This is a genomic window from Streptomyces flavofungini, assembly GCF_030388665.1.
In the GTDB taxonomy this organism is placed as follows: domain Bacteria; phylum Actinomycetota; class Actinomycetes; order Streptomycetales; family Streptomycetaceae; genus Streptomyces; species Streptomyces flavofungini_A.
Genome location: NZ_CP128846.1, coordinates 6,839,380 through 6,864,127, shown reverse-complemented (window position 1 = coordinate 6,864,127; position 24,748 = coordinate 6,839,380). Strand labels below are relative to the sequence as shown.

The window sequence follows — 24,748 nt, the reverse complement described above, 5'->3', positions numbered from 1 at the left end:
TCGCGCGGGGAGGGTGCCTAACGCGCCGCGGGTCACCCTGAAGAGGTGGGATGCCCCTCCGTCGGCCGGTATCTGACGGAGGGTTGGGGCGCCTTCCAGGTCGGTTCCACCGGGGTCCGGCGGCTGCGGGTGCGCTGTGGCTGGTCGCGCGGTTCCCCGCGCCCCTTGGGCACGGGCCACCGGCCCGAACGTTAGTTTTGCGGTGTGTCCTACTTCGATGCCGCCTCCGCCGCACCCCTTCATCCCGTGGCCCGGCAGGCGCTGATGGCCTCTCTCGACGAGGGGTGGGCCGATCCGGCGCGGCTGTACCGGGAGGGGCGGCGGGCCCGGATGCTGCTCGACGCGGCGCGGGAGGCCGCCGCCGAGGCCGTGGGGTGCAGGCCGGACGAGCTGGTGTTCACTCCATCGGGGACGCGGGCCCTGCACGACGGCATCGCGGGCGCCCTCGCCGGACGGCGGCGGGTGGGGCGGCATCTGGCGGTGTCCGCGGTCGAACATTCGGCCGTACTCCATTCGGCCGCGGCGCACGAGGCGGCGGGCGGCGCGGTGACCGAGGTCGGCGTGGACCGGGCGGGCGCGGTGACGGCGGCGGCGTACGCGGACGCGCTGCGCGAGGACACGGCCCTCGCGTGTCTGCAGTCCGCCAACCACGAGGTCGGCACCGAGCAGCCGGTGGCCGAGGTCGCCGACGTCTGCCGTGCGGCCGGGGTGCCGCTGCTCGTGGACGCGGCGCAGTCCCTGCCCTGGGGTGCGGTGGACGGCGACTGGTCGCTGCTCGCCGCCAGTTCCCACAAGTGGGGCGGGCCCGCCGGGGTCGGTCTCCTCGTGGTGCGCAAGGGGGTGCGGTTCGCGCCGCGGGGGCCGGTGGACGAGCGGGAGTCGGGGCGCTCCCCCGGCTTCGAGAACATTCCGGCGATCGTGGCGGCCGCGGCGGCGCTGCGGGCGGCGCGGGCCGAGGCGGTGGCGCAGGCGGCGCGGCTGCGGGAGTTGACGGAGCGGATCCGGGCGCGGGTGCCCGAGCTGGTGCCGGACGTGGAGGTCGTCGGCGATCCGGTGCGGCGGCTGCCCCACCTCGTCACCTTCTCCTGTCTCTATGTCGACGGGGAGACCCTGCTGCACGAGCTGGACCGGGCGGGCTTCTCGGTGTCGTCCGGTTCGTCCTGTACGAGCAGCACGCTGACGCCGAGCCATGTGCTCACGGCGATGGGGGTGGTGAGCGAGGGCAATGTGAGGGTGTCGCTGCCGCCGGGCACCGAGGCCGCCGAGGTCGAGCGCTTCCTCGACGTGCTGCCCGGCGCCGTGGCCGGGGTGCGCGAGAAGCTGGGCGCGCCGGTCGGCACGGCCGCGGCGGGCACCCTGGACGAGCTGACCGTCGACGCCCTGGGCGAGCGCTGCCCGCTGCCCGTGATCGAGCTGGCGAAGGCGCTGCCCCGGGTCCGGGTCGGCGGCACGGTCACCGTCCTCTCGGACGACGAGGTCGCGGCCGTGGACATCCCGGCGTGGTGCTGGACGCAGCGGCAGGAGTACGTCGGGGCCCGGGAGCGGGCGGACGGGGTGGCCTACGAGGTGCGGCGGCTGGTGTAGCCGGGCGGGTGCCGGGTGCGGGCTCCGGTCGGTGCCCGCACCCGGCGGCCGTCACGGCAGGTGGACCTTGACCTCGGCCGCGGCCTCGTCGCCGTACTGCTTGGTGAAGCGCTCCATGAACGCGACGCGCTGCAGCTCGTACTCCTGGGTGCCGGTGGTCTCGATCACCAGGGTGGCGAGCATGCAGCCGACCTGGGCGGCGCGCTCGTGCGAGACGCCCCAGGCCAGGCCGGAGAGGAATCCGGCGCGGAAGGCGTCGCCGACGCCCGTCGGGTCGGCCTTGGCCTTCTCCTCGGGCACGCCGACCTCGACCGGGTCCTCGCCGACGGCCTCGATGCGCACGCCGTTCGCGCCGAGGGTGGTGACGCGGTGGCCGACCTTGGCCAGGATCTCGGCGTTGCTCCAGCCGGTCTTGGACTCGATGAGCCCCTTCTCGTACTCGTTGGAGAAGAGGTACGTCGCGCCCTCCAGGAGGGTGCGGATGTCGTCGCCGGTCATGCGGGCGATCTGCTGGGAGAAGTCCGCGGCGAACGGGATCCCGCGGGTGCGGCACTCCTCCGTGTGGCGGAGCATCGCCTCCGGGTCGTCGGCGCCGATCAGGACCAGGTCGAGGCCGCCGACCCGGTCGGCGACCGTCTTCAGCTCGATGAGGCGGGCCTCGCTCATCGCGCCGGTGTAGAAGGAGCCGATCTGGTTGTGGTCGGCGTCCGTGGTGCACACGAAGCGGGCGGTGTGCAAGGTCTCGGAGATACGGACCGAGGCGGTGTCCACCCCGTGCCGGTCGAGCCAGGCGCGGTACTCGTCGAAGTCGGCGCCGGCGGCGCCGACGAGGACGGGGCCGGTGCCGAGCTGGCCCATGCCGAAGCAGATGTTCGCGGCGACGCCGCCGCGGCGGACGTCTAGGGCATCGACCAGAAAGGAGAGGGAGACCGTGTGCAGCTGGTCGGCGACCAGCTGGTCGGCGAAACGGCCGGGGAAGGTCATGAGGTGGTCGGTGGCGATGGAGCCGGTGACTGCGATTCGCACGGCTGAGAGCTCCTGCGGCGAGGCGAGGGGTTGACGGTTAACGCTATCCGGTCGAACACCCAACATTGAACTGGCCAAAAATACCCAATAGTAGGTCTTTCTTCTTCGCCGTAGCGGTGCATACGGTTCCGTTATGGCCGTCATCCCGAAGCACAGCGTTCCGCAGCACTCCGCCGAAGCCGTGGAGGTGCCGCGCGCCGAGACCCTGGAAACGCTGCGCGGCGACTGCGCCCGCATGGCCCCGCACTGGGTGGTGCCGACCGTGGTGGCCGCGCCCGTGCCGCCGTCGCTGATCCACGGGGTCACGGTCCCGGCCGCGTCCGCCCGCGTCATCGACCGGATGCCGGACTTCGGCCACTGAGACCGGAGCGCGGGCACCGACACCGGCCGCGCCGCCCGGCGCGCGCTGAGGGAACCGTGCGCTCCCCCGCCGCGTCCCATCGCTGTCCCCTTCAGAGGGGATGCGATGTACGCCGAAACCCTCTGGGTGGGGTTTCTGCGACCAGGGACGGCTCGGCGTTCTAAGGAGCGATGCGGTGAGCAGCGAGCAGACGCAGGACGGACAGCAGGACGAACCGCGGCGGCGGTCGCCGCTGATGGTCGCCTCGGTCGCGGCCGCGGTGCTGCTCGCGGGCGGCGGCGGGGCCTATCTGGCGACGGTGTCGTCCGACGGCGACGGGGGCCGCGACTCGGCGACGGGTGACGGAGGCACGCCGCCGCCGCTCACCCTCGACGCGTACACGGGCGACCGCGACGGCCGCAGCAGCCAGGGCCCCGACGGCGGCACCGAAGGCATCGCGCCGGGCGAGCCCGACCCGAACGGCGCGACGTACAAGGCCGTGGGCGAGCTGCCCGACGGGCCGGACTCGGCGGCCGTGCACCAGGTGCGCGACGGCGTGCCCCGGGACCGGGTGGAGCGGCTCGCGCAGGCCCTGGGCGTCTCCGGCGCCCCGGTCAGCAAGGACGGGGCCTGGTGGATCGGGCCCGCCAACGACGGCGCCGGCCCCTCGCTGCGGGTGAGCAAGTCGGCGCCGGGCACGTGGACGTACACGCGGCACGCGGCCCCGGGCGGCGACAACTGCCTGAAGGGCAAGCGGTGCCCGGGCACGGGCTCCGACACGGGTACGAGCACCGGGGCCCCCGACCGCCGTCCGGCCGACGACTCCGGCGGCGCCGTCAGCGAGGCCACCGCGAAGAAGGCCGCCGCCCCCGTCCTGAAGGCCGTCGGCCTGGACGACGCGAAGCTCGACGCGCGCCAGCTCATGGGGGCGGTGCGGGTGGTGAACGCCGACCCGGAGGTGGCCGGACTGCCGACGTACGGCTGGTCGACGGGGGTGCAGGTCGGCGCCGACGGCCAAGTGGTCGGCGGCAGCGGTCACCTGACCGAGCCGGAGAAGGGCGCGACGTACCCCGTCGTGGGCGCGGCCAAGGCCCTCGACCTGCTGAACAAGGCCGGCCGGGGCGATGTGCGCGGGGGCGTCGGCGGGTGTGCGCGGCCAGTGCCGCACGCGGACGGCGAGGACGCGCGGCAGGGGCGGGGCGCGGACGGCGGCGACAGGCGGCAGGGCCAGGGCGCGGACGGTGTGGCGCCCGGCGAGCCCGCCCCCGGCGAGAACGCCCCGTGCCCGCCGTCCCCGAAGCCGCCGACGCCGCAGCCGATCGCGGTCGAGGACGCCGAGTTCGGGCTCGCGGCGCAGTTCGTGGACGGGCGGACGGCGCTCGTGCCGTCGTGGCTGTTCGAGGTGAAGCCCGCGGGTGCCCCTGAGGCCTACACGGTGACGCACCCCGCAGTGCACCCGAAGTACCTGCGGACGCCGGGTGGGTCCGGCACGATCGGCCCTTCGGAGGGGCCGACCGTGCGGCCCGGTGACCCGGACACCCGCACCGAGGACGTGAAGGTCGACGGTTACACGGCGTCGGGCCGGACCCTGACCCTGCACTTCACGGACGGGGTGTGCAGCACGTTCGCGGCCTCGGCGAAGGAGCGCGGCGGGCAGGTCGAGGTGAAGGTCACCTCGACCACGAAGAAGGGCACGGTGTGCGTCGCGATGGCGCGGTCCTACGTCCTGTCGGTGAAGCTGGACGCGCCGCTCGGCGACCGGAAGGTCGTGACCGAGAGCGGCAAGGCGGTGCCGCGCGACGACGGCACGCGCAAGGGGACTCCGGCGCCCCAGAAGTAGCGCCCGGTCCTGGGCCATGCGGCCGGGCACGACGGAGCCGGGCAGACGAAGCCGGGCACGACGAAGGCGGCGGCTCCCTTCGGGGGGAGCCGCCGCCTTCGTACGTGCTGCCTGGTCGTCGCCCGCACGGGGCGGGCGGACCGGCTCAGCTGAACGAGTCGCCGCAGGCGCAGGAGCCGGTGGCGTTCGGGTTGTCGATCGTGAAGCCCTGCTTCTCGATGGTGTCGACGAAGTCGATGGAGGCACCGCCCAGGTACGGAGCGCTCATGCGGTCGGTGACGACCTTCACGCTGCCGAACTCCTTGACGACGTCGCCGTCGAGCGAGCGCTCGTCGAAGAAGAGCTGGTACCGCAGGCCCGAGCAGCCACCGGGCTGAACGGCCACGCGCAGCGCCAGGTCGTCCCGGCCTTCCTGGTCAAGGAGGGCCTTGACCTTCTCCGCGGCGGCGTCGGACAGGAGGATGCCGTCGCTCACGGTGGTGGTCTCGTCCGATACGGACATCTGCTTCTCTCCCGGGTTGTACGGAGACTGCTTGCCGACGGTTGCAACCGGCGGAGCGGCGTGTTCATTCCCATGCTCGCACACAGGGCCGCACGGGGGATGCGTCACATCGACACTATGGCCATCGTCAAACTGACGTGAAGCAGTTATGATAGATAGCGTCAATTCGACGAAAAGGATCCGTGGTGCCGACCTCCGGCCCACTTCGGACGCGGCCCCGGCCGCGTTCATCACAGAAGAAAGGGTGTGTGTCGTGACCACCGCCCAGTCCACCGTGGACCGCTCCGAGCTCGACGTACAGCCGACCCCGCTCGCCCTGCTGCTGCTCGGCCGCGAGGCCGACCCCCGCAGCGAGCGCGGCGTGGAGTGCCCCGGCGACCTGCCCTCGCCCTCGGACCCCGGTCTGGTGGAGCGCGCCCGCGCCGCCAAGGAGCGGCTCGGCGACAAGGTCTTCGTGCTCGGCCACCACTACCAGCGCGACGAGGTCATCCAGTTCGCCGACGTCACCGGTGACTCCTTCAAGCTGGCCCGGGACGCGGCCGCTCGCCCGGAGGCCGAGTACATCGTCTTCTGCGGTGTGCACTTCATGGCCGAATCCGCCGACATCCTGACCGGCGACGAGCAGAAGGTGGTGCTCCCGGACCTGGCCGCGGGCTGCTCGATGGCCGACATGGCGACGGCCGAGCAGGTCGCCGAGTGCTGGGACGTGCTGACCGAGGCAGGCATCGCCGAGCAGGTGATCCCCGTCTCGTACATGAACTCCTCCGCCGACATCAAGGCGTTCACGGGCAAGCACGGCGGCACGATCTGTACGTCGTCGAACGCGAAGCGGGCCCTGGAGTGGGCCTTCGAGCAGGTCGACGCCACGACCGGCAAGGTCCTCTTCCTGCCCGACCAGCACCTCGGCCGCAACACCGCCGTCCGCGACATGGGCATGTCCCTGGAGGACTGCGTCGTCTACAACCCCCACAAGCCGAACGGCGGCCTGACCGCCGAGCAGCTGCGGGACGCGAAGATGATCCTCTGGCGCGGCCACTGCTCGGTGCACGGGCGCTTCTCGCTGGAGTCGGTCGAGGACGTGCGGGCCCGCATCCCCGGCGTGAACGTGCTCGTCCACCCCGAGTGCAAGCACGAGGTCGTGGCCGCCGCGGACTACGTGGGCTCCACCGAGCACATCATCAAGACCCTGGAGGCGGCCCCGGCAGGATCGAAGTGGGCGATAGGCACCGAACTGAACCTGGTGCGGCGCCTCGCGAACCGCTTCGCCGCCGAGGACAAGGAGATCGTCTTCCTCGACAAGACGGTCTGCTTCTGCTCGACCATGAACCGCATCGACCTGCCGCACCTGGTGTGGACCCTGGAGTCCCTCGCCGACGGCAAGCTCGTCAACCGCATCGAGGTCGACCGCGAGACCGAGCAGTTCGCGAAGCTCGCCCTGGAGCGGATGCTGGCGCTGCCGTAGCTCACTCGCCCCGCGGCCGCACCAGGCCCGACTCGTAGGCGATGACGACGAGTTGGGCCCGGTCGCGGGCGCCGAGCTTGGCCATCGCGCGGTTCACATGGGTCTTCACCGTGAGCGGGCTGACCTCAAGACGTTCGGCGATCTCGTCGTTCGAGTGACCGCCCGCGACCTGCACCAGGACCTCCCGCTCCCGGCCCGTGAGCGCGTCGAGGCGCTCGCTGCGGGCGGGCGCGTCCCCGTCGGAGCCCTCGCCCTGCGCGAGGAACCTGGCGATCAGGCCCTTCGTCGCCGTGGGCGAGAGCAGCGCCTCGCCCGCCGCCGCGATCCGGATGGCGCCGAGCAGTTCGTCCGGCTCCGCGCCCTTGCCGAGGAAGCCCGAGGCCCCGGCCCGCAGCGACTGCACGACGTACTCGTCGACCTCGAAGGTGGTCAGCATCACCACACGTACGTGGGACATCGCCGGATCGTCGCTGATCATCCGGGTCGCGGCCAGGCCGTCCGTGCCGGGCATCCGGATGTCCATCAGGACGACGTCGGCCGACTCGGACTTCGCGAGCCGCACCGCCTGCGCGCCGTCGGAGGCCTCGCCGACGACCTCCATGTCGGGCTCGGAGTCGACGAGGACCTTGAACGCGCTGCGCAACAGCGCCTGGTCGTCGGCGAGCAGCACCCGGATCGTCACGCGGTCGTCCCTCCCTTGACCGGAGTCTGACCCCGGTCGCCCTGTTTCGCGGTCGTGACGGGCAGGATCGCATGTACCCGGAAACCACCTCCGTACCGGGGCCCCGCGCTGCACCTCCCGCCGAGGGCACTGACGCGCTCGCGCATGCCGAGGAGGCCGTGCCCGCCGCCGCGGTCCGGGTCGTCGACGGCCTGGGCGTCCTCACCGGCGCCGTCGTCCAGGACGGTGATCTCCAGGTTCGGCCCCACCCGCACGACGCTGACCTCGGCCTTGGCGTGCTCCCCCGCGTGCTTCTGCACGTTGGTGAGGGCTTCCTGGATGATGCGGTACGCGGCCAGGTCGACGGCGGCCGGGGGCGACAGGTCGGCGTCGCCGCGGGCCACCTCCACGGGCAGGCCCGCGTTGCGGAAGGTGTCGACGAGGTCGTCGAGGCGGCCGAGGCCCGGGGCCGGCTCGGTGGGGGCCTCGGGGTCACCGGTCTGGCGCAGCAGGCCGACGGTGGCGCGCAGTTCACCGAGCGCGGAGCGGCTGGCGTCGCGGACGTGGGCGAGCGCCTCCTTGGCCTGGTCGGGCCGCTTGTCCATGACGTGCGCGGCGACCCCGGCCTGCACGTTGACCAGGGCGATGTGGTGGGCGACCACGTCGTGCAGATCGCGGGCGATGCGCAGCCGCTCCTCCGCCACCCGGCGCCGGGCCTCCTCCTCGCGGGTGCGTTCCGCGCGCTCGGCCCGCTCCCTGATGGCGTCGACGAAGGCGCGGCGGCTGCGGACGGCGTCACCGGCGGCCGCGGCCATGCCGGTCCAGGCGAAGATGCCGAGGTTCTCCTGCGCGTACCAGGGCAAGGGGCCCGCGAGCATGGCGACGCCGGTCAGGCCCGCCATCGTGACCAGGCCGATGCGCCAGGTGGTGGGGCGGTTGGTGGTGGCGGCGACCGTGTACAGGGCGATGACGGCGCACATCACGACGGGGGCGCGCGGGCCGCTGGTCACCAGTTCCACGATGGAGAAGCCGCAGGTGGCCGCGAGCACGGTCCAGGGGGCGCGGCGGCGGAGGACAAGGGTGGCGGCGCCGAGGCCCATGAGGGTGAGGCTCAGATTGCCCGGGGCGTGGACGTTCCAGGTGGAACCGTGCTCCCCATAGGGCTCGGCGAAGGAGCCGATGACCATGCAGACGAGGGCGACGGCGGCGAGGACCGCGTCGACGGCCAACGGGTGCGTTCTGGCCCAGCCGCGGCACCGTTCAAAGTTGGTCACGTACTAAACGGTACGGGGCCGCTCAGACGGAGGGAACGGAAAGGGGATTCCCTGGCCGGGCGTTGACGCGACCCGTTGACACGCCTGGTCCCTGCGGGGGCGGGGCATGCCGTGGCACGCCCCGGACCGGCCGTCGCCCCGTGCTCGGCCGGTCCTGGTCCTGGCCCTCCGACCACCCCGGGGCTAGCCCGGGATGAGTCCGTCGTCGGAGAGCATGGAGCGGACCTCGTCCAGGGTCGCGTCGGGCGCGGGGAGGATCAGCTCGGACGGCTCCAGGGCGTCGTCGGGCAGTGGCTCGCCCAGCTCCCGCACCTTGTCCAGGAGCGCGTGCAGCGTCCTGCGGAAGCCGGACTCGTCGCCGCTCTCCATCTCTTCGAGCAGCTCGTCGTCCAGCTTGTTCAACTCGGTGAAGTGGCTGTCGGCCAGCTTCACCTGTCCCTCCCCCATGATCCGTACGATCATGACGCCCTCCTCGGACGTGCGCGGTTCGGAAACGGCCCGAGCGTCACTGCTTGTCGAAGCGCGGGGTGTCCCGCGGCTGCAGCTGCTGGCTCTGACCCTGACCGCCCTCGATGGCCTGCTGCGACGTGCTGGAGCCGCCGGCCAGCTCGGCCTTCATGCGCTGCAGCTCCAGCTCTACATCCGTACCACCGGAGAGCCGGTCGAGCTCGGACTGGATGTCGTCCTTGGCCAGGCCGGAGGAGTCGTCGAGGGCGCCGGAGGCGAGAAGTTCGTCGATCGCGCCGGCTCGCGCCTGGAGCGTCGCGGTCTTGTCCTCGGCGCGCTGGATCGCCATGCCGACATCGCCCATCTCCTCGGAGATGCCGGAGAAGGCCTCGCCGATGCGGGTCTGGGCCTCGGCGGCGGTGTACGTCGCCTTGATGGTCTCCTTCTTCGTGCGGAAGGCGTCCACCTTGGCCTGCAGGCGCTGGGCCGCGAGAGTGAGCTTCTCCTCCTCGCCCTGGAGCGTCTGGTGCTGTACCTCCAGGTCGCTGACCTGCTGCTGGAGGGCGGCGCGGCGGGACAGGGCCTCGCGGGCCAGGTCCTCACGGCCGAGCGCGAGGGCCTTGCGGCCCTGGTCCTCCAGGGTGGAGGACTGCTTCTGGAGCTGATTCAGCTGCAGCTCGAGGCGCTTGCGGGAGGTCGCCACGTCGGCGACGCCGCGGCGCACCTTCTGCAACAGCTCCAGCTGCTTCTGGTACGAGTAATCGAGGGTTTCGCGCGGGTCCTCGGCCCGGTCAAGGGCCTTGTTCGCCTTCGCGCGGAAGATCATCCCCATACGCTTCATGACACCGCTCATGGGCTTCGCGCGCCCCCTTCTGACGGACTTCCAGCTCCAGCTACTGCAACAGAACCCACGGTACGGGGTCTGTATCCATTACCGCACTGTTCGCGAGCGGATGCGCTCATCCCCAAGGACGACTGCACTGCCCGACTCTCCGGCGCAAGGAGTAGGTGCGCCCCTGGGGAAACCGCCCCGCAAGGCCCCTTAGCCACATAATCAAGACGTCCGGTGTTGCGGGATCGTTCCCCACGCAACGGCGGTCCATGCCCGCCGGTCTCCCACCACCACCCTGGCAAAGAGGGGCCTTCGGCCCCGCGCCCCTTGACTACCCCGTACCCTTGGGCTTTGTGTTCCGTAGCCGATCCAAGGACGAGAAGGCCCCGGCAGCCAAGGCCCCGGTGACCGACTCTCCGTCCGCGCCCCGAGACCCGCAGGCCCCCAAGGGCCGCCCCACCCCCAAGCGTGCCCTGGCCCAGTCCCAGCGCCGCAGCGTGATGAACACGCCGACGACGCGCAAGGAGGCAGCCAAGCGCCAGCGCGACGAGCGCCGCGCCGCGATGGCCAAGCAGCGCGAGGCGCTGGCCAGCGGCGACGAGCGGTATCTGCCCGCGCGTGACAAGGGTCCGGTGCGCAAGTACGCACGTGAGTTCGTGGACTCGCGGTTCTGCGTCGCCGAGTTCTTCCTGCCGATGGCCGTGATCATCCTCGTCCTGAGCATGGTCCGCGTCCCGCAGCTGCAGAACATCGCGCTGCTCCTGTGGCTCTTCGTGATCGTCCTGATCGTGGTCGACTCCGTCGCCACGGCGATCCGGCTCAAGAAGCGCCTGAACGAGCGCTTCCCGGACGAGAACAAGAAGGGCGCCGTCGCGTACGCCCTGATGCGCAGCCTCCAGATGCGCCGGCTGCGGCTGCCGAAGCCGCAGGGCAAGCGCGGGGGCCGGTCCTGAGCGAGGACCGGGGCGCGAGCCCCGACCGCGCGGGCACGGCCGTCAGGAACGAGCTGGTCGGCCGCCAGCTGGACGAGCGGATAGTGGCGCGGTTCCCGCTGGGCAAGCGCCTTCGCGTCCTCGACGTCGGCATGGGGCGCGGGGCGCAGGCGCTGCGTCTGGCCCGCGGCGGGCACGAGGTGACGGGCGTCGAGCAGGACGCGGACGCCCTGGCCGCCGTGCGCGCGGAGGTGGCCGCGGAGCCCGAGGGCATCCGGTCGCGGATGCGGGTCGTCGAGGGCGACGCGCGGGACACCGGCGTGCACTTCCTGCCGGGGAGCTTCGACGTCGTGCTGTGCCACGGTGGCCTGATGCACGTCGACGAGCCCGACGCGCTCCTCGCCGGGCTCGGCCGGGTGCTCGCGCCCGGCGGACTGCTGTCCCTGGTGGTGCGCAACGCCGACGCCCTCGCCATGCGCCCCGGGCTGCGGGCCGACTGGTCCGGCGCGCTCGCGGCCTTCGGCTCCGACACCTACCGCGACGAGAGCGGCGCCGAGGTCCGCGCGCACCGCCTCGACGCCGTCGGGCAGTCCCTCGCGGGCATCGCGGCACCGCTGGTCGCCTGGTACGGGGTCGGGGTGTTCTCCGAGGCCACCGACATACCGGCCGCCGGCCCCGGCCTTGAGGCACTGCTCACCGCCGAGACCCGCGCCGGGCGCACGGATCCCTACCGGCGGGTGGCGGCGATGCTGCACCTGTGCGGCGGGCGGGACTGACGCCTCGTACCGAGGTACGGAGCCCCTGGGGGCCGCCGGACCGGCGGCCCCCTGTTCGGACGCTCCCCGCAGGACGGGGCGCCGGGCCCGGCCGAGACTCGGACCATGAGACTGCCGCGCACCCGCGTCCCGCTGCTTCCCGCCACCGCCGTCCTGGTCGTCCTCGTCGCCGGGTGTTCCGGCGGCGGGGACGGCGACCGGGCGGACGAGGTGGACCGGTCGACCACACAGGCGGCGCCCGCCGCCGCGAGCGACCTTCAGGACGACTACCAGAAGGTGATCAAGGACGTGCTGCCGTCGGTCGTGCAGATCGACGCGTCCGACAGCCTCGGCTCCGGGGTGGTCTACGACGACAAGGGGCACATCGTCACCAACGCCCATGTCGTGGGCGAGGAGAAGGCGTTCCGGGTGACCACGGCCACCGGCGAGCAGCCGCTCGAGGCGAAGCTGGTGTCGGCGTACCCGGAGCAGGACCTCGCCGTGATCAAGCTGGACAAGGTGCCGAGCGGGCTGAAGGCCGCGAAGTTCGGCGACTCCACGAAGGTCGACGTCGGCACGATCGTGCTCGCCATGGGCTCGCCGCTCGGCCTGTCGTCGAGCGTCACCCAGGGCATCGTCTCGGCGACCGGACGTACGGTCAGCGAGGGCCGCCAGGACGGCGGCACCGGCGCGACGATCGCCAACATGGTGCAGACGTCGGCCGCGATCAACCCGGGCAACAGCGGTGGCGCCCTCGTCGACCTCGACGGCTCGGTCATCGGCATCCCGACGCTCGCCGCGACCGACCCGGACATGGGCGACGGCGCGGCTCCCGGCATCGGCTTCGCGATCCCCTCGTCCATGGTCAAGACGGTGGCCGGGCAGATCGTGAAGAGCGGCCGGGTCACCGACTCGGGCCGGGCCGCGCTCGGCGTCACCGCCCGCACCGTGCTCGGCGACGACTACCGCCCCGCGGGCGTCGCGCTCGTCGAGGTGCAGGACGGCGGCGCCGCGGCCGAGGCGGGCCTCGAGCCCGGTGACATCATCACCGACCTCGGCGGCACCCCCATCACCACCGTCACCTCGCTCTCCGAGACGCTCGCGGCGGTGGAGCCGGGCGCCAAGGAGCGGGTGACGTACGTACGGGACGGGGACGAGCGGACGGCCGAGGTCACGCTCGGCGAGATGTAGCCGTACGGCGTCCTCGGCGGGCGCTCGCTCCGCCGGACGGGGCCCGGACGGCGGGCGGGGGCGACGCGAGCGCGCCGCCCCCGCCGAAGTCCGTCAGCCCTGGGCGCTGCCCGCGTCCTGGGCGTGCAGGCTCATCGGGCCGTAGATCTCCGTGGTGTCCTCGAAGAGGGTGACCTGGTCCGCGCCGCCCTCGCTCAGGTCCTTCCAGTGCTCGCCGAGCCAGGTCTCCGCGTCTCCCTGGGTGGTGAACTCCTCGGGCTGCACGGCAGGCTGGACCTCCGTCCCGTCCGCCTTCTCGAACCGCCACGTCCATGCCGCCATGTCAGCCTCCCGAGGTCCAGTGGGTGTCCCGGCAGCCGCCCGGAGCGGGAGCCGGAGCCGCTTGAAGCCTAGCCGGGCGCGCGGCGCCGGGGGCGACGCGGGAGGATCTTCCTGTGGAACTGACTCTGCTCGGCACCGGAGCCCCCGAAGGGCTGCCGTACCCCGGCTGCCCCTGCGCCGTGTGCGCGACCGCGCTCGGCGACGCGGCGCGGGCCGCCACGGCGCTGCTCGTCGACGGCGTCCTGCTGCTCGACCTCACGCCCGGCGCCGCCTTCGCCGCCGCCCGCGCCGGACACTCCCTCGGCGGGGTGCGCCAGGTGCTGCTCTCGCACCCGCACGACGGGCCCGCCGTGGAGGTGCCCGCCGGGCTTCCGCAGCCGGGGCGGGTGCCGGACGGCCGTGAGCTCGCGCTCCTGACCGGGCACCGGGTGCGCGCGGTGGCGACGGACGCGCCCGGCACCGGCTACGAGGTGACCGGGCCCGACGGCGACCGGCTCCTGTACCTGCCGCCGGGCGCGGCGCCCGCCGGCTTCCCCGCGGAGCAGGTCGCGTACGAGATGGTCGTCGCGGACGTCGTCGGCCGCCCCGACGGCCTGGCCCGGCTGCGCGCGGCCGGGGGCGTGACCCCGACGACGGACGTCGTGGCCGTGCACATCGGGCACGGGGCGCCCGCCGGTGCGGAGCTGACGCGGCGGCTCGCGGCGGCCGGGGCGCGGGCCGTGCCCGACGGCACGACGCTGACCGTCGGCGCCTACGAGGACGTGCCCGACCTGCCGCGCCGCACCCTGATCCTGGGTGGGGCCCGCTCGGGCAAGTCGGTCGAGGCGGAGCGGCGCCTGGAGGCCTTCCCGGACGTGCTGTACGTGGCCACGGGCGGTACCCGGGGCGGGGACGGCGAGTGGGCGGAGCGGGTGCGGGCGCACCGCGAGCGGCGTCCCGGTTCCTGGCGGACCACGGAGACCTGCGATCTCGTACCGCTGCTCATGGAGCCGGGGCCGCCGCTGCTCGTCGACTGTCTCTCGCTGTGGCTGACGCACGCCATGGACGAGGTGAACGCCTGGGACGACGCCGAGTGGGCGGGCGGCGGGGAACGGTCGCTGCGCAAGCGGGTCACGGAGCTCACGGACGCGGTGCGCGGCACGCGCCGGGTCGTCGTCGCGGTGTCCAACGAGGTCGGCTCGGGCATCGTCCCCGCGACCGCCTCCGGCCGCCGCTACCGCGACGAACTCGGCCGCCTCAACGCCGCGTTCGCCACCGAGTGCGAGCATGTGCTGCTGGTGGTGGCGGGGCAGTCGCTGACGCTGCGGGGGTGACCGGGGCGGGATGAGCCCGGGGCGGGGCTGAACGGGGCGGGGGTGCCCGGTGCGGTGCGGGCGGGCTTACGGGGCGGCGCCCTCCCGCCTCACCCGTCCGCCTGCCGGCGCGCGATCACCCGGTATGTGTTCCCGCCTCCCGTGCGCGTCAGCAGGGGCGCGAGCAGCAGGTCCGCCGCGTACGCGAGGGCGAGCAGGGGGGTGGCCGCGTGCCAGGCCGTGCGGCGCAGGCGCTGGTGCAGGGCGCTCGGCGCGCGGGTGCGCCAGGGGCGGTCTGCCTCGGGCAGGAGCCGGTTGAGGACGAGCGCGCAGGCCGTGGTCAGGTCGGACGGGACGTGCGGGGTGCGGCGGTCGACGTCGACGACGGTGAAGCCGAGCTCGTCCAGTTCCCGGCAGAGGTTGGTGAGCGGCACGAAGTGCGGGTGGCGCGGCTGGCGGTAGGACGCCCACCACTTGCCGAGCAGCCGGGCCGAGCGGCACTCGGGGTCCGGGGCCTCGATCAGCAGGTGGCCGCCGGGGCGCAGCACGGTGCGGGCCGCCGCGAGTTCCGCGCGCGGGTCGGGGCGGCGTTGCAGGTAGTGGATCATGCTGAGCACGTCGTAGCGCCCTGCGATGCGCTCGGCCAGGTCGGTGAGGCGGCCGCGGTGGGCCTCCTCGATGCGTCCGCGCCGCACGCCCTCGGCGAGGCCCGGGTCGGTGTCGAGTCCGTCGAAGGCCGTGTACGGCAGCACGTCCCTGGCGGCCTCAGGGAAGCGGCCGCGGCCGGTGCCCACGTCGAGCCAGCTCTCGGGCTCGTCGATGCGGCTCAGCGCGCGGACCCCGGCGAGCCGCCGGGCGCGGCCGGCCCCGGCCCGGGCCAGGAGCGCCGGGGCGCCGCCGGTGAGCCCGTGGCACAGGTCCTGGCGCCAGTGGTCCCGGTGGCCGAGGTCGTGGCGGACCGAGCCGAGGCGGTAGAAGTCGAGGCCGTCGGCGGTGAGGCGGGGGTTCTGGAAGGTGTGGGCGCAGTCGTCGCACCGCTCCAGGGTGAAGCCGCCCGGCTTGCGCTGGATCAGGTCGGCGGTGCGCAGCCGCACGCGCAGACGGGTCGAGCCGCACCAGGGGCAGTCCTCGCGCCGGGGTTCGTGGAACCGGGCGGTGCCGTCGGCGATGCGGGCGAGGCAGGCGGAGCGGGGTTCGGTGGGCTGCTGGGCGAGGTCCATGACGTACTCCCGGACGCTTCCGGCCCGCGGGACGCTCGCGCGGGGCGACAGCGCGCCGGAGGGACGGCCGGCGGTACGACCATGCGATACATGCGGGACATTCGGAACGTAAGGGACAGGTTGCGGGGATTCAACGACGCTGGGGCGCGCCTGCGTCGCATGGCGTAACCGGGCACGGGGTGGGCACCGCGGGGGCGGGCTGACGGAGCGTCACGTCGGCCTCGCCCGTGGCCCGGGCCTCCGGGCCCGTTCACGCGCGCGGCACGGTCCGCCGGTACTGTTCGCCGAATGAGCTCGCTGATTCTCGACGACTTCACCGACCTGATCGAGCGGCCCGACGGCGGGGTGCGCCGGGACGCCGAAGAGCGCAGGGAGCGCCAGGCCGTGCCGCCCGGCGCGCTGGGCCGCCTCGACGACCTCGCGGAATGGCTGTCGGCGGCGCAGGGCGCGGTGCCGGTCAAGCCGATCGAGCGGCCTCGTGCGGTGCTCTTCGCGGGCGATCACGGAGTGGCCGAGCTCGGCGTCTCCGCGCGGGCGGCGGGCGGCGCGGCCGATCTCGTGCGCGCCGTGCTGAGCGGAGCGAGCCCGGCGGCCGTGCTCGCGCGGCAGCTCGACGTACCCGTGCGGGTCGTCGACATGGCCCTGGACTGCGATCCCGGGTCGTTGCCCGCCGAGGTCGCGGGGCACCGGGTGCGACGCGGCTCCGGACGCGTCGACATCGAGGACGCGCTGACGCAGAAGGAGGCCGAGCGTGCCGTCGCCGCGGGCGTCGCGCTGGCCGACGAGGAGGCCGACTCCGGCACGGACCTGGTCGTGCTCGGCGACATCAGCGTCGGCGGCACGACGCCCGCGGCCACGCTGATCGCCGCGCTCTGCGGCACGGACGCCTCCGTCGTCACCGGGCGGGGCGGGGCGCCGATCGACGACCTCGCGTGGATGCGCAAGTGCGCGGCGGTGCGGGACGCGCTGCGGCGGGCCCGGCCGGTCCTCGGCGACCAGCTGGAACTGCTCGCGACGGTGGGCGGTGCCGATGTCGCGGCGATGACGGGGTTCCTGTTGCAGTGCGCGGTGCGGCGCACGCCGGTGATCCTGGACGGGGTCGTGTCGGCGGCCGCGGCGCTGGTGGCCCAGCGGGTGGCGTTCCGGGCGCCGGACTGGTGGCTCGCCGCGCACGACAGCGGGGAGCCTGCGCAGGCCAAGGCCCTGGACCGGATGGCGCTCGAACCCCTGCTCGCGCACGGCGTGAAGGTCGGCGAGGGCGTGGGCGCCCTCCTCGCGGTGCCGGTGGTGCGGGCCGCGGCGGCCCTGTCGGCCGAACTGCCCATGGCAGCCGCCGAGTCCGGAGAATCCGCCGAGGCCGACAAGGCGGCGGGCGAGGCCGACAACGCCGCCGCCGAGGCCGACAAGGCGGAGGGCGGGCCCACCGACTAGCCCCGGCGCGGCCCCGACTGCCGTGGCAGCCCGTCGCGCTGACCGCATATCACACCACAACGCCCCATAAGATCCCGTTTCATGGGAGAAGAACGGGCAGGGGAAGAACGGGCGGGCGAACAGCGGGCGGGCGAACAGCGGCTCCGGACGTCCACGGTGACCTCGCGGCGCGGGGCCGCCGTGGCCGTCTGGTATCTGCGGGCCGTCACGTTCGTGAACTTCCTCAGCGCCGTGTGGGTCTCCCTCGGCCAGGACCTGCGGCGCCACAACACCGAGAACTACTTCACCCCGTACCTGCTCACCGCGGGCTTCGCCTCCGGCGTCTTCACGATGTTCCTGGCGATCACCATGCGGCGCAGGAAACGGGCCGCATGGATCCTCAACCTCGTTCTGAGCGGCCTCTTCCTGCTCCTGTTCGCCTTCGCGATGTGCTTCCCGGAGATCAGGCAGTACGCGCAGAACTGGATCTCGCTCGGCCTCACCGCGCTGTTCGTCGCCGCCCTCCTCGTCGGCCGCCGCGAGTTCTACGCCGTCGGCGACCGCTCGAACCCCAAGCTCGCGGCGGTGGTCGCCGTCGGCGGGCTCCTGGTGACGTCCCTGTTCGCCGCGTTCCTCGTGACCGTCACCAACCACGCCCACGACGACTACCGCTCGACGTTCCTCGACCGCTGGCGCTACGGCACGATGCGCCTGGTGTCGCTGGCCGCCGACGACGCCCGGTTCGCCGGGATCTCCACGCCGGGCTGGGTCAACGTCACCATCAACGTCCTGAGCACGGTCCTCCTGTGCGCCGTCCTGTACGCCGCGTTCCGCTCCCGCCGGGCCGTCGACCCGCTCTCGGAGGACGACGAGGAGCGATTGCGGGCCCTGCTCGACCGGCACGGCGAGCGCGACTCGCTCGGCTACTTCGCGCTGCGCCGCGAGAAGAGCGTGGTGTGGTCGCCGACGGGCAAGGCCGCGGTCGCGTACCGGGTGGTGAGCGGGGTCTCCCTGGCCTCCGGCGACCCCATCGGCGACCCCGAGGCCTGGCCGGGGGCGATCGAGCCCTGGCTCGCCGAGGCCCGCGCGCACGGCTGGACCCCGGCCGTGATGGGCGCGAGCGAGGAGGCGGGCACCATCTACGCCCGGCACGGCCTGGACGCCCTCGAGCTGGGTGACGAGGCGATCGTGGAGATCCAGGAGTTCACGCTGGAGGGCCGGGCCATGCGCACCGTCCGGCAGGCCTACAACCGCGTCAAGCGCGCCGGTTACGAGGTCCGCATCCGCCGCCACCACGACATCCCCGCCGACGAGATGGCCCACCTCCTGGAGCGCGCCGACGACTGGCGCGACGGCGCCACCGAGCGGGGCTTCTCCATGGCGCTCGGGCGGCTCGGCGACCCGGCGGACGGCGAGTGCGTGATGCTGGAGTGCCGGGACGGCGAGGGGGAGCTGCGGGCGGTGCTCTCGTTCGTGCCGTGGGGACCGCACGGCCTCTCGCTCGACCTGATGCGGCGCGACCGCGACTCCGAGAACGGCCTGATGGAGTTCATGGTCATCGAGCTGCTCCAGCGCGCGGCGGAGATCCAGATCACGCAGGTGTCACTGAACTTCGCGATGTTCAGGTCGGTCTTCGAGCGTGGCTCACGGCTAGGCGCGGGCCCGGTGCTCCGGCTGTGGCGCTCGCTGCTCAGCTTCTTCTCCCGGTGGTGGCAGATCGAGTCGCTGTATCGCGCCAACGCCAAGTACCGGCCCATCTGGGAACCCCGCTTCCTCCTCTTCGAGAAGAGCGGCGACCTGCTGCGCATCGGCATCGCGTCCGCTCGCGCCGAAGGTTTTCTGGAGGCGCCGGGACTGCCGAAATGGCTGCACCGCACACATCTGGAGTCCCGACGATGAGCACCCTGTCCCGGCTGGCCCGCACCGAGTGGGGCCCGCTGTACAGCACGGTCCGGGGCAGACTTGTCGCCCGGCGCCTGCGCGCGATCCCCATGACGCTGGCCGCCGTCTGTCTGACGGCGGCGTTCCAGTACGTCCAGAACCAGTCCTGGGGCTACCAGTTCGTCCAGAACATCGGCTGCGTCCGGGCCGAGGACCCGCTGTGGCTGTCCCTGCTGCGCACCCCGCTCTCACTCTTCGTGCCCGCCCTCGACCTGCCGGTGTGGGGCGCGCTCGCGCAGATCCTGCTGGTCTTCGGCATCGCGGAGTGCTGCCTCGGCTGGTGGCGCACGCTCCTCATCGGGTACGCGGCCACGCTCGGCGGCACCCTGTACGCGCGCCTCGGCATCGAGCTGGGCCCCGACCACTGGATCGGTCTTCCCGCGTCCGACGCGCAGGTGGTCGACACCGGCCCCTCGGCGGCGGTCGTGGGGCTCGCGGTGTACGTGTGCTGGCGCTACCGGGCGTACGCCACGGGGGCCCTGGTGATCGTCCTGATGATCGTCGAGGTGCTCATCAAGAACAACCTCGCGGGCAAGGAGCACCTGGCGGCGATCGCCGGGGTCGTGGTGGCGACCGTGGTCGTCGAGGTGGTGGCGCGGGTGCGTCAGCGGGAGCGCGGCTCGGGGTCCGGCTTGCCGCCGATGAGGTCCTGAAAGCGGCGCCGCGGACCGGTCCAGCGGCGGTCGTGGCGGAACGCGCGCAGGCCCGCGCGGGCCCGGGCGCGCGGCCGGTTGCGGTAGAACCGCCGCGCCCACGCCGATCCCGGCCGGGCCAGGCGGACCGCGCCGACCAGCGCGACGAACGGCACCACCATCCCGATCAGGGCCGTACGCAGCTTGCCCTTGGCCAGCGCGATCACGGCGAAGCCGCAGTTCAGGGTGATGTTCAGGGCGAACGCGACGCGGTCGTGGCGCTCGTCGGCGGAGAGCTCGTTCACGCCGAGCGGGCTGAATCCGGTCAGGATGAGGACGACCAGGGCCGTCGTGAGGACCACGACCTCCACGCTCTTGCGGCCCTGCTCGCTCCAGTACACGTCGTCCAGGTGCAGGATCAGCGCGAACTCGTCCAGGACCAGGCCCGCGCCGACGCCGAAGATGACGGCGGCGCACATCGACCCGAAGCTGTGCCGCCCGGCGGCGACCGCCCAGAAGCCGCCCACCAGCATCAGGAAGATGCCCGGTACGACGTGGTGGATGTGGACGTCGCCCGTGCTGATGTTCCGGAACGGTCCCTTCCCGGCGCGGATGAGGCGGGTGATGGTCCGGGTGACCAGGAAGGAGCCCACGAAGGCGACCAGGGCGAGCAACAGCGGCAGCTTCCCCGGCTCCACGATGTTCCGGTGCCACCAGTCGTCCATGGGCCCATCTTCCGGTTCGCCTGCCGCTTTCGCAGGCGGGAGCGGCTGCCGGTGGTGTCGCGGGGCGCCCCCGCCCGCCCCTGCCGGGCGCGAGCGCCCCGGGTAACCTCGCCGAATGCCCAGACCCACCCCCGCCGACGGCCTCCGGTTCGCCTTCGGGACGCTCACCGTGATCCCCGTCCACGTCCGCAGGTGGGACCGGGACGCCGCCCGCGCGGGCATGCTGTGCGCCCCGCTCGCGGGCCTGGTCGTGGGGCTCGGCGCGGCCGCCGCGGGGTCGGCCCTGCTGGCCCTCGGCGCGAGCCCGCTGCTCGCGTCCGTCGCCGCCGTCGCCGTGCCCGCGGCGGCCACCCGGGGGCTGCACCTGGACGGCCTCGCCGACACCGCCGACGGGCTCGGCAGCGGCAAGGCGGCCGAGGACGCGCTGCGCGTCATGAAGCGGTCCGACATCGGCCCGTTCGGCGTCATCACCCTCGTCCTGACGCTGCTCGCCCAGGTCGCGGCACTCGCCGAGCTGTACGACGAGAGCTGGGCGCACGGCGCGACCGCCACCGTCGTCGCCGCCACCGCGGCCCGCCTCGCCCTCACCCTGGCCGCCCGCACCGGCGTCCCCGCGGCCCGCCCCGAGGGCCTGGGCGCCGCCGTCGCCGAGACCGTCCCCACGCCCGCGGCGGTGGCCGTCCTCGCCGCCACCACGGCTGCGGCGGGCGTGGCGGGAGTGCCGGGCGGGGCGCCCGCGATCGCGCACAACGCGGCCGCCGTCGTGGTCGGCTGCGCCGCCGCCGGGCTGCTCCTGCGGCACTGTGTGCGGCGCTTCGGCGGCGTCACCGGCGATGTCTTCGGAGGACTCGCCGAAACCACCGTCACCACCGTCCTCCTTGTGCTCGCCCTCGGCCAACACGCACAGTGAGGCGCACCGCAACACTTACGGGCGTAGGCTCGCGACGGGCTTACCACCCAAAAGCCCGCAAGACTTCATCGAAACCTCCTATGAAAGAGGGACTTCAGCACCGTGACTGCTCTGACTCTCAGCACCGCCGCCGCGTCCGGCCTGCGTGCCGACGCGATCGTCGTCGGTGTCGCGAAGGGCGCCAAGGGGCCGGTCGTGGCTCTTGGCGCCGAGTCCGTGGACAAGGCGTACGACGGCAAGCTCGCGTCCGTCCTGGAGACCCTCGGCGCCTCCGGCGGCGAGGGCGAGGTGACGAAGCTGCCCGCGCCGTCCGGCTTCAAGGCGCCGGTCGTCCTGGCAGTCGGCCTCGGCGCGGTCCCCGAGAAGGACTCGGCGTACGACGCCGACGCCCTGCGTCGCGCGGCCGGCGCCGCCGCCCGTGCCCTCGCGGGCACCAAGAAGGCGGGCTTCGCCCTGCCGATCGCCGACGCGGCCGACACGGGCGCCGTCGCGGAGGGCGCGCTGCTCGGCGCCTACTCCTTCGACGCCTACAAGGGCAACGGCAAGGACACCAAGGCCGCCAAGGGCAAGGGCAAGGGCAAGGCGGACGACAACAAGGGCGCCAAGGCGCCGCTCGCCGAGGTCGCCCTGCTCGGCGCCAAGCCGCGCGACAAGGCCCACAAGGCCGCCGTGGAGCGCGCGACCGCCGTCACCGAGGAGCTCAACCGCGCCCGTGACCTGATCAACACCCCGCCGAACGACCTGAACCCGGAGGCCTTCGCGGCGGTCGCCACCGCCGCCGCCAAGGAGCACGGCGTCAAGATCCAGGTCCTGGACGAGAAGGCGCTCGCCAAGGGCGGCTTCGGCGGCATCCTCGGCGTCGGCGTGGGCTCGGACGCCCCGCCGCGCCTCGTGAAGCTCTCCTACACCTCGTCGAAGGCGAAGAAGCACCTCGCCTTCATCGGCAAGGGCATCACGTACGACTCGGGCGGCATCTCGCTGAAGCCCGCCGGGCACAACGAGACCATGAAGTGCGACATGAGCGGCGCCGCCGCCGTGTTCGCGGCCGTGATCGCCGCCGCCCGCCTGGGTCTGGAGGTCAACGTCACCGGCTGGCTCGCGCTCGCCGAGAACATGCCGTCCGGCTCCGCCACCCGACCCGGCGACGTCCTGCGGATGTACAGCGGCAAGACCGTCGAGGTGCTCAACACCGACGCCGAGGGCCGCCTGGTCCTGGCCGACGCCATCGCCAAGGCCTCCGAGGACAAGCCCGACGCGATCGTCGACGTGGCGACCCTGACCGGCGCCATGATGATGGCCCTGGGCGGCCGCACCTTCGGCATCATGGCCAACGACGACGCCTTCCGGACCTCGGTGCACGAGATCGCGGAGGAGGTCGGCGAGCCCTCCTGGCCGATGCCGCTGCCGGAGCACCTGCTCAAGGGCATGGACTCCCCCACCGCCGACATCGCCAACATGGGCGAGCGCATGGGCGGCGGCCTGGTCGCCGGACTCTTCCTGCGGGAGTTCGTCGGCGAGGGCATCACCTGGGCCCACCTGGACATCGCGGGCCCCGCCTACAACGAGGCCGCTCCCTTCGGCTACACCCCGAAGGGCGGCACCGGCTCCGCCGTCCGCACCCTGGTGCGCCTCGCCGAGCGCACCGCCGCGGGCGACCTCGGCTGATTCCGCTGGGTACGGCCCCGGAAGCCTCGGCTCCGGGGCCATACCCATGAGTGCGCGCGGGACGATGTCCGATGCGCGTACGCAAGGACGTACGGATTTCGCTGTGAATGAAATCCGCGTGTCCACACGTGGTCCTGACCCTCTCGACGGGCGATCGGCCGTCCCATCGCCCGGCCCGGCGTCCCGCCTGTCGCCGACAAGTGCGAAGATGGGTTCTCGGCAGGACAGGGCCCCCACCACAGGGCCGAAGAAGAGCGGCCGTATACCAGCCGACCGACCGGTCGTCCCCGGCTAGACAGGGGTCCGGCGCACGGCGCACATGCATGGAGGACGTGACGTGGCGAACGACGCCAGCACCGTTTTCGACCTAGTGATCCTCGGCGGTGGAAGTGGCGGTTACGCCGCGGCCCTGCGCGCCTCGCAGCTGGGTCTCGACGTCGCACTGATCGAGAAGAACAAGCTCGGCGGCACCTGCCTGCACAACGGCTGCATCCCCACGAAGGCGCTGCTGCACGCCGGCGAGATCGCCGACCAGGCGCGCGAGGCCGCCCAGTTCGGCGTCAAGGCCACCTTCGAGGGCATCGACATCAAGGGCGTCCACAAGTACAAGGACGACGTGATCGCCGGCCTGTACAAGGGCCTGCAGGGCCTGGTCGCCTCCCGCAAGGTCACCTACATCGAGGGCGAGGGCCGCCTGTCGTCCCCGACCTCCGTGGACGTGAACGGCCAGCGCATCCAGGGCCGCCACATCCTGCTGGCGACCGGCTCCGTGCCGAAGTCCCTGCCCGGCCTGGAGATCGACGGCAACCGCATCATCTCCTCCGACCACGCGCTGGTCCTCGACCGCGTCCCGGAGTCGGCGATCATCCTCGGCGGCGGCGTCATCGGCGTCGAGTTCGCCTCCGCCTGGAAGTCCTTCGGCACCGACGTCACGGTCATCGAGGGCCTCAAGCACCTGGTGCCGGTCGAGGACGAGAACAGCTCCAAGCTTCTTGAGCGCGCCTTCCGCAAGCGCGGCATCAAGTTCAACCTCGGCACCTTCTTCGACAAGGCCGAGTACACCGAGAGCGGCGTGCGCGTCACCCTCGCCGACGGCAAGACCTTCGAGGCCGAGGTGCTGCTCGTCGCGATCGGCCGCGGCCCGGTCTCGCAGGGCCTCGGGTACGAGGAGCAGGGCGTCGCGATGGACCGCGGCTACGTCCTGGTCGACGAGTACATGCAGACGAACGTGCCGACGATCTCGGCCGTCGGCGACCTGGTCCCGACGCTCCAGCTCGCGCACGTCGGCTTCGCCGAGGGCATCCTGGTGGCGGAGCGTCTGGCCGGTCTCAAGACCGTCCCGATCGACTACGACGGCGTGCCCCGGGTGACGTACTGCCACCCCGAGGTCGCCTCCGTGGGCATCACCGAGGCCAAGGCCAAGGAGGTCTACGGCGCGGACAAGGTCGTCGCTCTGAAGTACAACCTCGCGGGCAACGGCAAGAGCAAGATCCTCAAGACCGCGGGCGAGATCAAGCTCGTCCAGGTCAAGGACGGTGCCGTGGTCGGCGTCCACATGGTCGGCGACCGCATGGGTGAGCAGGTGGGCGAGGCCCAGCTGGTCTACAACTGGGAAGCGCTGCCCGCCGAGGTGGCCCAGCTCATCCACGCCCACCCGACGCAGAACGAGGCGCTCGGCGAGGCCCATCTCGCCCTCGCCGGCAAGCCGCTGCACTCCCACGACTGAGCCTTCAGTCACACGGGCGCGACGACCACATACGTACGTAGTTAAGGAGCAACAGAAACC

Annotated in this window: 23 protein-coding genes; 14 read left to right on the top strand and 9 right to left on the bottom strand. The window is 72.9% G+C overall.

Annotation, left to right across the window (positions count from 1 at the left end; translation table 11 throughout):
- Nucleotides 1-204 precede the first annotated feature (204 nt).
- Nucleotides 205-1,584 carry a cysteine desulfurase/sulfurtransferase TusA family protein gene (locus QUY26_RS29330; RefSeq protein WP_289951820.1) on the top strand — a complete coding sequence of 460 codons (1,380 nt, stop codon included), beginning with the start codon at nt 205-207 and terminating at the stop codon, nt 1,582-1,584.
- A gap of 51 nt (nt 1,585-1,635) precedes the next feature.
- Here the strand turns inward: QUY26_RS29330 and QUY26_RS29325 are convergent, their stop codons facing one another.
- Nucleotides 1,636-2,610: a carbohydrate kinase family protein gene (locus QUY26_RS29325; protein ID WP_289951818.1), complete on the bottom strand. Its 975-nt coding sequence runs from the start codon at nt 2,608-2,610 to the stop codon at nt 1,636-1,638.
- Between the two features lie 133 nt (nt 2,611-2,743).
- Between QUY26_RS29325 and QUY26_RS29320 the strand changes: the two genes are divergently transcribed.
- Nucleotides 2,744-2,971: a hypothetical protein gene (locus QUY26_RS29320; protein ID WP_289951817.1), complete on the top strand. Its 228-nt coding sequence runs from the start codon at nt 2,744-2,746 to the stop codon at nt 2,969-2,971.
- Between the two features lie 235 nt (nt 2,972-3,206).
- Entirely contained in the window at nt 3,207-4,790 is a 1,584-nt protein-coding gene (locus tag QUY26_RS29315) for a hypothetical protein (protein WP_436840535.1), read from the top strand.
- 145 nt (nt 4,791-4,935) lie between these two features.
- On the opposite strand, the gene QUY26_RS29310 is transcribed toward QUY26_RS29315, so the two are convergent.
- Nucleotides 4,936-5,292, bottom strand: a complete 357-nt coding sequence (locus tag QUY26_RS29310) for a HesB/IscA family protein (protein ID WP_030360910.1) — start codon at nt 5,290-5,292, stop codon at nt 4,936-4,938.
- Between the two features lie 253 nt (nt 5,293-5,545).
- Here QUY26_RS29310 and nadA point away from each other — a divergent pair, with 253 nt between their 5' ends.
- Nucleotides 5,546-6,754, top strand: coding sequence for a quinolinate synthase NadA (gene nadA / locus QUY26_RS29305; RefSeq protein WP_289951813.1), 1,209 nt, complete (start codon nt 5,546-5,548; stop codon nt 6,752-6,754).
- A gap of 1 nt (nt 6,755) precedes the next feature.
- Here the strand turns inward: nadA and QUY26_RS29300 are convergent, their stop codons facing one another.
- From QUY26_RS29300 to QUY26_RS29285, 4 genes are all read right to left on the bottom strand, one after another.
- Nucleotides 6,756-7,436 (bottom strand): response regulator, encoded by a 681-nt coding sequence (locus QUY26_RS29300; protein ID WP_289951812.1) that lies wholly within the window; start codon nt 7,434-7,436, stop codon nt 6,756-6,758.
- The gene (locus QUY26_RS29295) at nt 7,433-8,689 is read right to left on the bottom strand and encodes a sensor histidine kinase (protein WP_289951809.1); all 1,257 of its coding nucleotides are present in this window, start codon (nt 8,687-8,689) and stop codon (nt 7,433-7,435) included. The genes QUY26_RS29300 and QUY26_RS29295 overlap by 4 nt, the downstream gene beginning before the upstream one ends.
- Nucleotides 8,690-8,872: 183 nt before the next feature.
- Entirely contained in the window at nt 8,873-9,151 is a 279-nt protein-coding gene (gene pspAA, locus QUY26_RS29290) for a PspA-associated protein PspAA (protein ID WP_289951808.1), read from the bottom strand.
- Nucleotides 9,152-9,194: 43 nt separating this feature from the next.
- Nucleotides 9,195-9,989 carry a PspA/IM30 family protein gene (locus QUY26_RS29285; RefSeq protein ID WP_289951807.1) on the bottom strand — a complete coding sequence of 265 codons (795 nt, stop codon included), beginning with the start codon at nt 9,987-9,989 and terminating at the stop codon, nt 9,195-9,197.
- Between the two features lie 332 nt (nt 9,990-10,321).
- Here QUY26_RS29285 and QUY26_RS29280 point away from each other — a divergent pair, with 332 nt between their 5' ends.
- The 3 genes from QUY26_RS29280 to QUY26_RS29270 all read left to right on the top strand — a co-directional run bounded on the left by QUY26_RS29280 (nt 10,322) and on the right by QUY26_RS29270 (nt 12,846).
- Nucleotides 10,322-10,921 carry a DUF3043 domain-containing protein gene (locus tag QUY26_RS29280; protein WP_354670719.1) on the top strand — a complete coding sequence of 200 codons (600 nt, stop codon included), beginning with the start codon at nt 10,322-10,324 and terminating at the stop codon, nt 10,919-10,921.
- A complete protein-coding gene (locus QUY26_RS29275) occupies nt 10,918-11,676 on the top strand; it encodes a class I SAM-dependent methyltransferase (RefSeq protein ID WP_436840534.1) in 759 nt (252 codons plus the stop codon). The genes QUY26_RS29280 and QUY26_RS29275 overlap by 4 nt, the downstream gene beginning before the upstream one ends.
- 105 nt (nt 11,677-11,781) lie before the next feature.
- Nucleotides 11,782-12,846 (top strand): S1C family serine protease, encoded by a 1,065-nt coding sequence (locus QUY26_RS29270; protein ID WP_289951801.1) that lies wholly within the window; start codon nt 11,782-11,784, stop codon nt 12,844-12,846.
- A gap of 93 nt (nt 12,847-12,939) precedes the next feature.
- On the opposite strand, the gene QUY26_RS29265 is transcribed toward QUY26_RS29270, so the two are convergent.
- Nucleotides 12,940-13,167: a hypothetical protein gene (locus QUY26_RS29265; RefSeq protein WP_289951800.1), complete on the bottom strand. Its 228-nt coding sequence runs from the start codon at nt 13,165-13,167 to the stop codon at nt 12,940-12,942.
- Nucleotides 13,168-13,280: 113 nt separating this feature from the next.
- Here QUY26_RS29265 and QUY26_RS29260 point away from each other — a divergent pair, with 113 nt between their 5' ends.
- Nucleotides 13,281-14,480 carry a bifunctional adenosylcobinamide kinase/adenosylcobinamide-phosphate guanylyltransferase gene (locus QUY26_RS29260; RefSeq protein ID WP_289951798.1) on the top strand — a complete coding sequence of 400 codons (1,200 nt, stop codon included), beginning with the start codon at nt 13,281-13,283 and terminating at the stop codon, nt 14,478-14,480.
- Between the two features lie 89 nt (nt 14,481-14,569).
- On the opposite strand, the gene QUY26_RS29255 is transcribed toward QUY26_RS29260, so the two are convergent.
- On the bottom strand, nt 14,570-15,679 hold the full coding sequence (locus QUY26_RS29255) for a class I SAM-dependent methyltransferase (protein WP_289951797.1): 1,110 nt from the start codon (nt 15,677-15,679) through the stop codon (nt 14,570-14,572).
- 288 nt (nt 15,680-15,967) lie between these two features.
- Here QUY26_RS29255 and cobT point away from each other — a divergent pair, with 288 nt between their 5' ends.
- From cobT to QUY26_RS29240, 3 genes are all read left to right on the top strand, one after another.
- A complete protein-coding gene (cobT, locus tag QUY26_RS29250; protein WP_289951794.1) occupies nt 15,968-17,110 on the top strand; it encodes a nicotinate-nucleotide--dimethylbenzimidazole phosphoribosyltransferase in 1,143 nt (380 codons plus the stop codon).
- 81 nt (nt 17,111-17,191) lie between these two features.
- Complete coding sequence (locus tag QUY26_RS29245) at nt 17,192-18,988, top strand: phosphatidylglycerol lysyltransferase domain-containing protein (RefSeq protein WP_289951793.1); 1,797 nt, start codon at nt 17,192-17,194, stop codon at nt 18,986-18,988.
- A complete protein-coding gene (locus QUY26_RS29240) occupies nt 18,985-19,683 on the top strand; it encodes a hypothetical protein (protein WP_289951790.1) in 699 nt (232 codons plus the stop codon). The genes QUY26_RS29245 and QUY26_RS29240 overlap by 4 nt, the downstream gene beginning before the upstream one ends.
- On the opposite strand, the gene QUY26_RS29235 is transcribed toward QUY26_RS29240, so the two are convergent.
- On the bottom strand, nt 19,635-20,387 hold the full coding sequence (locus QUY26_RS29235) for a hypothetical protein (protein ID WP_289951788.1): 753 nt from the start codon (nt 20,385-20,387) through the stop codon (nt 19,635-19,637). The two genes, QUY26_RS29240 and QUY26_RS29235, sit on opposite strands and share 49 nt — an antisense overlap.
- A gap of 115 nt (nt 20,388-20,502) precedes the next feature.
- Here QUY26_RS29235 and QUY26_RS29230 point away from each other — a divergent pair, with 115 nt between their 5' ends.
- The 3 genes from QUY26_RS29230 (at nt 20,503) to lpdA (ending at nt 24,688) form a co-directional block, all read left to right on the top strand.
- Nucleotides 20,503-21,297 carry an adenosylcobinamide-GDP ribazoletransferase gene (locus QUY26_RS29230; protein ID WP_289951787.1) on the top strand — a complete coding sequence of 265 codons (795 nt, stop codon included), beginning with the start codon at nt 20,503-20,505 and terminating at the stop codon, nt 21,295-21,297.
- Between the two features lie 102 nt (nt 21,298-21,399).
- The gene (locus tag QUY26_RS29225; protein WP_289951786.1) at nt 21,400-22,962 is read left to right on the top strand and encodes a leucyl aminopeptidase; all 1,563 of its coding nucleotides are present in this window, start codon (nt 21,400-21,402) and stop codon (nt 22,960-22,962) included.
- Between the two features lie 337 nt (nt 22,963-23,299).
- Complete coding sequence (gene lpdA, locus QUY26_RS29220) at nt 23,300-24,688, top strand: dihydrolipoyl dehydrogenase (RefSeq protein ID WP_289951784.1); 1,389 nt, start codon at nt 23,300-23,302, stop codon at nt 24,686-24,688.
- Nucleotides 24,689-24,748 lie beyond the last annotated feature (60 nt).